6 protein-coding genes are annotated in these 12,026 nt (G+C 43.6%); all 6 read left to right on the forward strand.

Features of this window, described 5'->3' with window-relative positions:
* Positions 1–217: 217 nt before the first annotated feature.
* Positions 218–4,243 carry a DNA-directed RNA polymerase subunit beta gene (gene rpoB, locus H5187_RS17415; RefSeq protein WP_145238299.1) on the forward strand — a complete coding sequence of 1,342 codons (4,026 nt, stop codon included), beginning with the start codon at positions 218–220 and terminating at the stop codon, positions 4,241–4,243.
* A 103-nt stretch (positions 4,244–4,346) separates the two neighbouring features.
* Positions 4,347–8,522, forward strand: a complete 4,176-nt coding sequence (rpoC, locus tag H5187_RS17420) for a DNA-directed RNA polymerase subunit beta' (protein WP_145238302.1) — start codon at positions 4,347–4,349, stop codon at positions 8,520–8,522.
* A 195-nt stretch (positions 8,523–8,717) separates the two neighbouring features.
* Positions 8,718–9,092, forward strand: coding sequence for a 30S ribosomal protein S12 (gene rpsL / locus H5187_RS17425; RefSeq protein WP_002958885.1), 375 nt, complete (start codon positions 8,718–8,720; stop codon positions 9,090–9,092).
* 97 nt (positions 9,093–9,189) lie between these two features.
* Positions 9,190–9,660: a 30S ribosomal protein S7 gene (rpsG, locus tag H5187_RS17430; RefSeq protein ID WP_016710546.1), complete on the forward strand. Its 471-nt coding sequence runs from the start codon at positions 9,190–9,192 to the stop codon at positions 9,658–9,660.
* Between the two features lie 27 nt (positions 9,661–9,687).
* Entirely contained in the window at positions 9,688–11,802 is a 2,115-nt protein-coding gene (gene fusA / locus H5187_RS17435) for an elongation factor G (protein ID WP_145238305.1), read from the forward strand.
* A 63-nt stretch (positions 11,803–11,865) separates the two neighbouring features.
* Positions 11,866–12,026: GTP-binding protein (locus H5187_RS17440; protein ID WP_246175643.1), on the forward strand; the 161-nt coding region annotated here is incomplete at its 3' end.

Consider the following 12,026-nt stretch of genomic DNA (forward strand, 5'->3'; position numbering starts at 1 on the left):
TTAATCACCGGCCTTTTTGCGCTATAGAGCGATGTATTCCTATAGCTCAAATAAAATCTAATTTTCTCTTTACTTTCAACGCTTTATAGTTTGCTAGTGTTAAAGTGGGAGCTAATTGGAACAACAATTAAATGTTGTACAATCTTGGCTTAGATGCCAGTTAAGTCTGTTCTTACAAGAACAGGTCGGGTCAAAGATCAGCAAGCTGAGGAACCCCATGGCTTACTCTTATTCTGAAAAGAAACGTATCCGTAAGGATTTTGGTAAACGTCCACAAGTTTTGGATATACCTTTCTTACTGTCAACGCAGTTAGAATCGTTTAAAAAATTCTTAGTGCCGGACGCTGATGGCGATCATGGTTTGGAAGCTGCCTTCCGTTCTGTGTTCCCAATCAAAAGCTACTCGGGAAATTCTGAGCTTCAATACGTAAGTTATCGTATTGGTGAGCCAGTTTTCGATGTAAAAGAATGTCAAATTCGCGGTGTGACTTATTCTGCTCCACTTCGCGTAAAACTACGCCTTGTGGTGATGGATAAAGAAGCGCCAGGCACAGTTAAAGACATTAAAGAGCAAGAAGTTTACATGGGCGAAATTCCGCTCATGACCGATACCGGTACTTTTGTAATCAATGGTACAGAGCGTGTTATCGTTTCTCAGCTACACCGTAGCCCTGGTGTATTCTTTGATAACGACCGCGGTAAAACTCACTCATCAGGTAAAGTGCTTTATAACGCACGTGTTATCCCATACCGTGGTTCATGGTTAGATTTTGAGTTTGATGCAAAAGATAACTTATATGTACGTATTGACCGTCGTCGTAAATTACCGGCGTCAATCATGTTGCGTGCACTTGAGTACACGACAGAAGAGATCTTAAACATCTTCTTCGAAACCACTGCGTTTGAAGTAACTGACGGTAAAGTTCTTATGGAACTTGTGCCATCACGTTTACGTGGTGAAACCGCTGCCTTTGATATAAAAAGTGAAGACGGTGAAGTGTTCGTTGAGTCTGGCCGTCGTGTAACAGCGCGTCATATCAAGAGCATTGAGAAAAAAGGCATTAGCCATTTAGAAGTACCCCATGAGTATATCATTGGCCGTGTAATTGCTAGAAACTACGTTGATGAGTCAACGGGTGAAGTGATTGCAAACGCGAATGATGAATTAACTTTAGAGTTAATGGCTGAATTGGTTAAAGCAGGTCACACTAAAATTGATACTCTATATATCAATGAAGTGGACAGCGGTGCATATATTTCTGATACTTTACGTATTGATTCAAGCACTAACCGCTTAGAAGCACTAGTAGAAATTTATCGCATGATGCGCCCAGGCGAGCCACCGACGAAAGACGCGGCTGAAGCCTTATTTGAGAACTTGTTCTTCTCTGAAGAACGTTATGACTTATCTACTGTAGGTCGTATGAAGTTCAATAGCCGTGTTGGTTATGACACTGACACAGGCCCAGGCACATTAAGCAAAGAAGACATCGTGTCTGTTATGAAAGTATTAATTTCTATTCGTAACGGTCAAGGCGATGTTGATGATATCGACCACTTAGGCAACCGTCGTATTCGTAGTGTTGGCGAAATGGCTGAGAATCAGTTCCGTGTAGGTTTAGTACGTGTAGAGCGTGCGGTACGTGAGCGTTTAAGCTTAGGTGACCTAGATGCGATCATGCCACAAGATCTTATTAACGCTAAGCCTATTTCGGCAGCAGTTAAAGAGTTCTTTGGTTCGTCTCAGTTATCACAGTTCATGGACCAAAATAACCCGCTATCAGAAGTGACGCACAAACGTCGTATTTCTGCATTAGGGCCGGGTGGTCTTACACGTGAACGCGCTGGCTTTGAAGTACGTGACGTTCACGTAACTCACTATGGTCGCGTATGTCCAATCGAGACTCCTGAGGGTCCAAACATCGGTCTAATTAACTCATTGTCTACGTACGCACGTACCAATGACTATGGTTTCTTAGAAACACCTTACCGCAAAGTGGTAGACGGTGTAGTAACTGATGAAGTTGATTACTTATCAGCCATTGAAGAAGGTCAGTTTGTTATCGCACAGGCGAACTCAAACTTAACTGAAACCAATGAGTTTGTTGATGAATTAATCCCATGTCGTCACAAAGGTGAATCTACCTTTATGGGTCGCATGGACCAGCAATATATGGATGTATCACCACAACAGGTGATCTCTGTAGCGGCAGCACTTATCCCGTTCCTAGAACACGATGATGCTAACCGTGCATTGATGGGTTCAAACATGCAACGTCAAGCAGTACCAACATTGAAAGCGGACAAACCGTTAGTAGGTACTGGTATTGAGTTAACACTAGCGAAAGATTCTGGTGTAACGATTGTTGCTAAACGTGGTGGTGAAGTAATGTATGCTGACGCAAGTCGCATCGTTGTTAATGTACATGAAGAAGAACGCATCCCTGGTGAAGCGGGCATCGACATCTACAACTTAACCAAATACACACGTTCTAACCAAAACACATGTATTAACCAAAAACCAACTTGTATGGTTGGCGAACCGGTTACTCGTGGTGACGTGTTAGCAGATGGTCCTTCGACTGACTTAGGTGACTTAGCCCTTGGTCAAAACTTGCGCGTGGCATTCATGCCATGGAACGGTTATAACTTCGAGGATTCAATCTTACTATCAGAGCGCGTAGTTGAAGAAGATCGTCTAACGACTATCCATATTCAAGAACTACAGTGTGTTGCCCGTGATACTAAGTTAGGTCCTGAAGAGATCACTGCAGATATCCCGAATGTGGGTGAATCTGCACTAGGCAAGCTTGATGAATCAGGTGTTGTTTATATCGGTGCTGAAGTTAAAGGCGGCGATATCCTAGTAGGTAAAGTGACTCCGAAAGGCGAAACGCAATTAACTCCTGAAGAGAAGCTACTACGAGCTATCTTTGGTGAGAAAGCGTCTGACGTTAAAGACAGCTCATTACGTGTACCAAACTCTGTAACAGGTACTGTAATTGACGTGCAAGTCTTCACCCGTGATGGTGTTGAAAAAGACAAGCGCGCGCTAGAAGTTGAAGAAATGCAACTTCGTGACGCGAAAAAAGACTTTAACGAAGAATTCCGTATTCTTGAAGCAGGCGTGTTAGATCGTGCTCGTAAGTTACTTATCGCAGCCGGTCAAGATGAAGATAGATTAGCGTCATTGAATGCTGAGAAGCTACTAACTCAAAGCCTTGCTGAAGAAGATAAGCAAGCTGAACTTGAGCAACTAGCAGCCCAGTACGATGAGCTAAAAGCTGAATACGATAAAAAGTTTGAAAACAAACGTCGTAAAATTACCCAAGGTGATGACTTAGCACCAGGCGTACTTAAGATTGTTAAAGTATACCTAGCTGTTAAACGTCGTATCCAACCAGGTGATAAAATGGCGGGTCGTCACGGTAACAAAGGTGTTATCTCGACTATCGTACCAGTAGAAGATATGCCATACGATGATAAAGGTCGTACTGTTGATATCGTACTTAACCCGCTGGGTGTACCATCACGTATGAACATCGGTCAGATCCTTGAAACACATATGGGTCTAGCTGCTCGTGGTATTGGTGAGCGTATTGAAGAAATGATGAAAGAACAACGTGAGCTTCATGAGCTACGTGACTTCATCAAGCAAGCATACGAAATTGGTGAATCTCGTCAGTTCGTAGACATTGCTAGCTTCACAGATGACGAAATTCGTCGTTTGGCTGAAAACTTAAAAGGTGGTTTACCAATCGCTACTCCTGCATTTGATGGCGCGAAAGAAAGCGAAATCAAAGACATGCTTGAGCTAGCTGGCTACCCTCGTAGTGGTCAGGTTACACTTTATGATGGCCGTACTGGCGATCAGTTTGAACGTCAAGTAACTGTTGGTTACATGTACATGCTGAAACTGAATCACTTAGTTGATGACAAAATGCATGCGCGTTCTACTGGTTCTTATAGCCTTGTTACTCAGCAGCCGCTGGGTGGTAAAGCACAGTTCGGTGGCCAGCGTTTCGGTGAGATGGAAGTATGGGCACTAGAAGCATACGGTGCCGCTTACACTCTACAAGAAATGTTAACAGTGAAATCGGATGACGTGAACGGTCGTACTAAGATGTATAAAAACATCGTTGATGGTAACCATAAAATGGAACCAGGTATGCCAGAATCGTTCAACGTATTGTTGAAAGAAATCCGCTCACTGGGTATCAACATCGAGTTGGAAGAAAATTAAGCCAATTAGATGCTGCAGCTAGCCTGCAGCATCTGTTACGGCCGAATAGAATGTAGGGACGAAATCATCCGTCCTCAAGATTAACTCCGACAGGAGAGCTAAGGTGAAAGACTTACTTAAGTTTCTGAAGCAACAAAATAAGACCGAAGAATTCGATGCAATTCGCATTGGTCTTGCTTCACCAGACATGGTTCGTTCATGGTCATACGGTGAAGTAAAGAAACCTGAGACTATTAACTACCGTACTTTCAAGCCTGAGCGCGATGGCTTATTCTGTGCCCGTATTTTCGGTCCAGTGAAAGATTATGAATGCTTATGTGGTAAATATAAGCGTCTTAAACACCGTGGTGTGATCTGTGAAAAGTGTGGCGTTGAAGTAACACTCACTAAAGTGCGTCGCGATCGTATGGGTCACATCGACCTTGCGAGCCCAGTTGCACATATATGGTTTTTAAAATCATTACCGTCACGTATTGGCTTAATGCTTGATATGACGCTTCGTGATATTGAACGTGTTCTTTACTTCGAATCATTCGTAGTAACTGAGCCTGGCATGACGACGCTTGAGCGTAGTCAGCTATTAGGTGAAGAAGAATACCTAGATGCACTAGAAGAGCACGGTGATGAGTTTGAAGCGAAGATGGGTGCTGAAGCAGTATTAGACTTGCTTCGTGAACTCGATCTTGCGCAATTAATTGCTGAAATGCGTGAAGAGTTACCAACAATTAACTCTGAAACTAAGCGTAAGAAGATCACTAAACGTCTTAAATTAATGGAATCGTTCCACCAGTCAGGTAATAACCCTGAGTGGATGATCATGACAGTACTTCCAGTATTGCCACCTGATCTACGTCCATTAGTACCACTTGATGGTGGCCGTTTTGCGACTTCTGATCTAAATGACCTTTACCGTCGTGTTATTAACCGTAATAACCGTCTTAAACGTCTACTAGATTTAGCTGCACCGGATATTATCGTACGCAACGAAAAACGTATGTTACAAGAAGCGGTTGATGCGCTACTTGATAACGGTCGTCGTGGTCGTGCAATTACAGGTTCTAACAAGCGTCCGCTTAAATCTCTTGCTGATATGATCAAGGGTAAGCAAGGTCGTTTCCGTCAGAACTTACTTGGTAAGCGTGTAGATTATTCAGGCCGTTCTGTAATCACAGTTGGTCCTACACTTAAGCTTCACCAATGTGGTCTTCCTAAGAAGATGGCACTTGAGCTATTCAAACCATTTATCTATGGCAAACTAGAGCGTCGCGGCATGGCTACGACAATCAAAGCTGCTAAGAAAATGGTAGAGCGTGAAGTTCCGGAAGTATGGGATGTATTAGACGAAGTAATTCGTGAACATCCAGTATTACTTAACCGTGCACCAACACTTCACCGTTTGGGTATCCAAGCGTTTGAACCTGTGCTTATCGAAGGTAAAGCAATCCATTTGCATCCATTAGTATGTGCGGCCTACAACGCCGACTTCGATGGTGACCAAATGGCGGTACACGTACCGCTAACGATTGAAGCGCAGCTTGAAGCTCGTGCATTGATGATGTCAACAAACAACATCTTATCTCCTGCGAATGGTGAGCCAATCATCGTTCCATCACAGGACGTTGTATTGGGTCTATATTATATGACCCGTGACCGCATCAACGCGAAAGGCGAAGGCGCGATCTTAAAAGATCCAAAAGAAGCAGAAAAAGCATACCGCAGCGGTAATGCAGACCTTCACGCTCGCGTGAAAGTACGTATTAGCGAATCAGTTAAAAACGAAAATGGTGTAGTAGAAGACACTGTAACTGTTATCGATACAACTGTTGGTCGTGCAATTTTGTCTCTTATTTTACCAAAAGGCATGCCGTTTTCGTCAATCAATCAGGCCCTAGGTAAGAAACAAATTTCTGGCTTATTAAACGAGTGTTACCGTCGTCTTGGTCTTAAAGATACAGTTATCTTTGCTGACCAAGTTATGTATACCGGTTTCCACTACGCAATGAAGTCAGGTGTTTCAATCGGTATCGATGACTTAGTTATCCCACCGATAAAAGCATCAATTATCGAAGCAGCTGAAGCTGAAGTAACTGAAATCAACCAACAATTCCAATCAGGTCTTGTAACGGCTGGTGAAAAGTACAATAAAGTTATCGATATCTGGTCACGTGTAAATGAAAACTTATCACGTGAAATGATGGCCAACTTGTCAAAAGACACGGTTATCAATGCCCAAGGTGAAGAAGAAGAGCAACCGTCATTTAACTCAGTGTTTATGATGGCCGACTCTGGTGCTCGTGGTAGTGCCGCTCAGATCCGTCAGCTAGCAGGTATGCGTGGTCTAATGGCACGTCCAGATGGTTCAATCATCGAGACGCCAATCACCGCTAACTTCCGTGAAGGTCTAAACGTACTTCAGTACTTCATCTCAACGCATGGTGCGCGTAAAGGTCTTGCCGATACAGCACTGAAAACAGCGAACTCGGGTTACCTAACGCGTCGTCTAGTAGACGTTGCACAAGATTTGGTAATCAACGAAGACGATTGTGGCACAGAAGATGGCTTAACAATGAAACCGCTTATTGAAGGTGGTGACGTTGTAGAAGCACTTCGCGAACGTGTACTTGGTCGTGTTGTTGCTGAAGATATTGTGATCCCTGGTACTAATACAGTACTTGTAGAGCGTAATATCATGCTTGACGAAAAACTGTGTGATCTTTTAGAAGAGCACTCAGTAGATGAGGTTCGCGTACGTTCAGTTATCACCTGTGATAACGACTTTGGTGTATGTGCTAAGTGTTACGGTCGTGACCTTGCACGTGGTCATATCATCAACGCGGGTGAATCAGTAGGTGTTATCGCGGCACAATCAATCGGTGAGCCGGGTACACAGCTTACGATGCGTACTTTCCACATCGGTGGTGCAGCATCAAGAGCATCTGCTGAAAACAATGTACAAGTTAAAACTAACGGTACATTGAAGCTTCATAACGCAAAATATGTATTAAACACTGACGGTAAGATTGTTATTACCTCTCGTTCTACTGAAATCACTATCATCGATAGCCATGGTCGTGAGAAAGAGCGTTATAAAGTACCTTACGGTGCGGTATTAACAGTACAAGACAATACGGAAGTTCAAGGTAACGACATCGTTGCTACTTGGGACCCGCATAGTCACCCAATCGTTCTTGAGCATAAGTCAAAAGTATCGTTCAGCGATATCGATGACTCAAACACTGAAGCACAGACTGATGAACTAACTGGTTTAACCCGTGTAGTTGTTAAAGATCTTGCTAAGATAAATGCGAAAGAGCCGAAGCTTATCATCGAAAGTGAAGAGCGCGGTCTGCAAGAAACTCGTCTTCCTTCATACACTACGATTGAAGTAACAGACGGTGTAACGGCAAACCCAGGTGACGTGTTAGCACGTATTCCGCAGGAAGGTTCGAAAACTCGTGATATCACGGGTGGTCTACCACGCGTAGCCGACTTATTTGAAGCGCGTAAACCGAAAGAGCCAGCTATCTTAGCTGAGATCACCGGTACGATTAGCTTCGGTAAAGAGACTAAAGGTAAGAAGCGTTTAGTTATTACTCCAGCTGAAGGCGATCATTACGAAGAAATGATCCCTAAGTGGCGTCAACTTAACGTGTTTGAGGGTGAGCAAGTGTCTAAAGGTGAAGTTATCGCCGATGGTCCTGAATCACCACATGACATCTTACGCCTACGTGGTGTGACTCATGTTGCTAACTATATCGTTAACGAAGTGCAAGAGGTTTACCGTTTGCAAGGCGTTAAGATCAATGACAAGCACATTGAAACAATTATCCGTCAAATGATCCGTAAGTGTACGATCCTTGACGGCGGCCATAGTGAATTCTTAGCCGGTGAGCAAATTGAAGTGGCACGCGTTAATATCGCAAACCGCGACTTAGAAGCTCAAGGCAAGTTACCTGCTAAATATGAAATCCAATTAATGGGTATCACTAAAGCATCACTAGCCACAGAATCTTTCATCTCGGCAGCCTCGTTCCAGGAGACAACTCGTGTCCTAACTGAAGCCGCTGTAAATGGTAAGAGCGATGAACTTCGCGGTCTGAAAGAAAACGTAATTGTGGGTCGTTTGATCCCAGCCGGTACCGGTTTTGCGTATCATCAAGAACGTATGGCTCGTCGTAAGCAGAGCAAAGTTGTAGTTGAAGAGCAAACAGTAAGTGCAGAAGAGGCAACTCAAGCGCTAACTGATGCTTTAAACGCGGATTTATCTGGAAATCAATAAATCTAACTTAATCAATAGATTAGGTTTTTGCAAGGCAGTTATCTACTGCCTTGCTAACGGTTTAGGTTGACAGCTCAATCTTTGCTCATTAAAATTCCGCCACCCATTTACCTGCACGTTTGGTACGAGCTTGTAAATAAAGGGCGGATTTTTTTATTTTTTTCAGTAGTAATTTTAATTTCAGGAGCTATTTAAATGGCAACTATTAACCAGCTAGTGCGTAAGCCACGTCGTAGCAAGGTTACGAAAAGTAACTCAGCTGCGCTTAAAGCGTGTCCGCAAAAGCGCGGTGTATGTACTCGCGTATATACAACTACACCTAAGAAACCAAACTCGGCGTTACGTAAAGTAGCTCGTGTACGTTTAACTAACGGTTTCGAAGTAACTTCATACATTGGTGGTGAAGGTCATAACCTTCAAGAGCATAGTGTAATCCTAATCCGTGGTGGTCGTGTTAAAGATTTACCAGGTGTGCGTTTTCACACTGTTCGTGGTGCACTTGACTGTGCAGGCGTTAGCGACCGTCGTCAAGCTCGTTCTAAATACGGTGCAAAACGCCCTAAAGGCTAATTGTATTCCGTTAGTAAGGCCAAGCACTAAATATTTTTAATTATTGTTTTGGGTGATTGACTCGAAAGAGCAAACCTGAATAAACCGGAGATACAAAATGCCTAGAAGACGCGTAATAGGTCAACGTAAAATTCTTCCAGATCCTAAGTTCGGATCGGAACTTCTTGCAAAATTCGTTAACATCGTAATGTTAGACGGCAAGAAATCTACTGCTGAAAAAATCGTTTACGGTGCGCTAGATGTGGCTGCTGAGAAATCAGGCAAATCGCACCTTGAAATCTTTGAAACTGCACTTGAAAACATCCGTCCACAGGTTGAGGTTAAATCTCGCCGTGTTGGTGGTTCAACGTATCAAGTACCAGTAGAAGTACGTCCAGTACGTCGCAACGCATTAGGTATGCGTTGGTTAGTAGACGCTGCACGTAAGCGTGGCGAGAAATCTATGGGCTTACGTTTAGCTCAAGAACTTGTTGACGCTGCTGACAACAAAGGCACTGCGGTTAAGAAACGTGAAGACGTTCACCGTATGGCTGAAGCGAATAAAGCATTCGCACATTACCGTTGGTAATCTGTCCTTAACCTTTAAGAGGATTTTATGGCACGTACAACTCCACTTGAGCGCTATCGCAATATCGGTATTGTTGCTCACGTAGATGCAGGCAAAACCACCACAACAGAACGTGTTCTGTTCTACACAGGTCTTTCTCATAAGATCGGTGAAGTACATGATGGCGCCGCAACTATGGACTGGATGGAGCAGGAACAAGAGCGTGGTATCACAATCACTTCTGCTGCAACAACGTGTTTCTGGAAAGGGATGGACGCGCAATTTGACGCTCATCGTATCAATATCATTGATACTCCAGGGCACGTGGATTTCACTATTGAAGTAGAACGTTCTTTACGTGTACTTGATGGTGCGGTAGTTGTGCTTTGTGCTTCATCTGGTGTACAGCCGCAAACTGAGACAGTTTGGCGTCAAGCGAACAAATACGAAGTTCCGAGAATGATCTTCGTAAATAAAATGGATCGCACTGGCGCTGACTTCTTAACGGTTGTTGGCCAGGTGAAATCTCGTCTTGGAGCAACGCCTGTTCCAATTCAGCTACCAGTAGGCGCTGAAGACGACTTTAAAGGTGTTATTGACCTCATAAAAATGAAAATGATTAACTGGAATGATGAAGACCAGGGAATGACTTTCACCTATGAGGCAATACCGGCAGAACTTCAAGATTTAGCTGAAGAATGGCGCTCGAACTTAGTTGAAAGCGCTGCTGAAGCATCTGAAGAACTAATGGATAAGTATTTGGAAGGTGAAGACCTGAGCGAAGCAGAAATTAAAAATGCTTTGCGTCAGCGTACATTGGCTAACGAAATCGTCCCAGTTACATGTGGTAGTGCATTTAAAAATAAAGGCGTTCAAGCTGTGCTTGATGGCGTTATTGAATATATGCCTGCACCAACACAAGTGAAACAAATTCAAGGTATCCTTGAAGATGGTACTGAGGAAGAACGTCCAGCTAATGACAACGCACCGTTTGCTGCACTTGCTTTTAAAATTGCAACAGACCCGTTCGTTGGTACTTTAACTTTCTTCCGTGTTTACTCTGGTACTGTTAAACAGGGTGACGCGGTATACAACCCAGTAAAATGTAAGCGTGAGCGTCTTGGCCGTATCGTTCAGATGCATTCAAACTCACGTGAAGAGATCAAAGAAGTCTACGCAGGTGATATTGCGGCGGCTATTGGTCTCAAAGACGTAACAACAGGTGAAACACTGTGTGATCCGAATTCTATTATTACGCTTGAGCGTATGGAATTCCCTGAACCAGTTATCTCTGTTGCGGTTGAGCCTCGCACAATCGCTGACCAAGATAAGATGGGTATCGCGCTAGGTAAACTAGCGGCAGAAGATCCGTCTTTTCGCGTACAAACTGACGAAGAATCAGGCCAGACTATTATTTCTGGTATGGGTGAACTTCACCTTGATATCATTGTCGACCGTATGAAACGTGAATTCAGTGTTGAATGTAACGTTGGTAAGCCGCAGGTTTCTTACCGTGAAGCTATTCGTTCAACTGTTAAAGTTGAAGGTAAATTCATACGTCAATCAGGTGGACGTGGTCAATATGGTCATGTCTGGCTTAAACTTGAACCGATGGATATTTCGGATGATGAAGCCCCAATTTACGAGTTCGTTAACGAAACCGTAGGTGGCTCAGTTCCAAAAGAATACATCCCTGCGGTAGATAAAGGCATCCAAGAGCAAATGTCTCAAGGTGTGCTGGCAGGCTACCCATTACTTGGTGTGAAAGCGACTTTATATGATGGTTCATTCCATGATGTAGATTCGAATGAAATGGCATTTAAAATAGCGGGTTCACTGGCAATGAAACAAGGTGCGCTACAAGCAGACCCTGTACTATTAGAGCCAATGATGAAGGTTGAAGTACTCACTCCTGAAGCAAACATGGGTGATGTAGTTGGTGACTTAAACCGTCGCCGCGGTATGATCGAAGGCATGGAAGATGCGCTAGGTGGACTTAAATTAATTAACGCCCAGGTTCCGCTTTCTGAAATGTTTGGTTATGCTACTGATCTACGATCTGCAACACAAGGCCGTGCCTCATACTCTATGGAGTTTTTGAAGTACGCTGAAGCCTCGAAACATGTTGCGGACACAATAATTACAGCTCGCGCTGTTAAGTAATTTTTAGCTCGGTTTGGTCCACAGTGGACTGAACCTTTAATTTCTTTATAGGAATTTTTTAAGATGGCAAAAGCAAAGTTTGAACGCGTAAAACCGCATGTAAACGTAGGTACAATCGGCCACGTTGACCACGGTAAAACTACCCTAACTGCAGCAATCACTAACGTACTTGCAAAAGTATACGGCGGTGTTGCTAAAGATTTCGCATCAATCGATAACGCTCC

Source organism: Pseudoalteromonas sp. SG44-1 (genome assembly GCF_014164315.1).
Classification (GTDB): domain Bacteria; phylum Pseudomonadota; class Gammaproteobacteria; order Enterobacterales; family Alteromonadaceae; genus Pseudoalteromonas; species Pseudoalteromonas rhizosphaerae.

Coding starts and splice junctions, on each gene's coding strand:
- rpoB (WP_145238299.1), top strand. CDS start 218: ATGGCTTACTCTTATTCTGAAAAGAAACGTATCCGTAAGGATTTTGGT.
- rpsL (WP_002958885.1), top strand. CDS start 8,718: ATGGCAACTATTAACCAGCTAGTGCGTAAGCCACGTCGTAGCAAGGTT.
- rpsG (WP_016710546.1), top strand. CDS start 9,190: ATGCCTAGAAGACGCGTAATAGGTCAACGTAAAATTCTTCCAGATCCT.
- fusA (WP_145238305.1), top strand. CDS start 9,688: ATGGCACGTACAACTCCACTTGAGCGCTATCGCAATATCGGTATTGTT.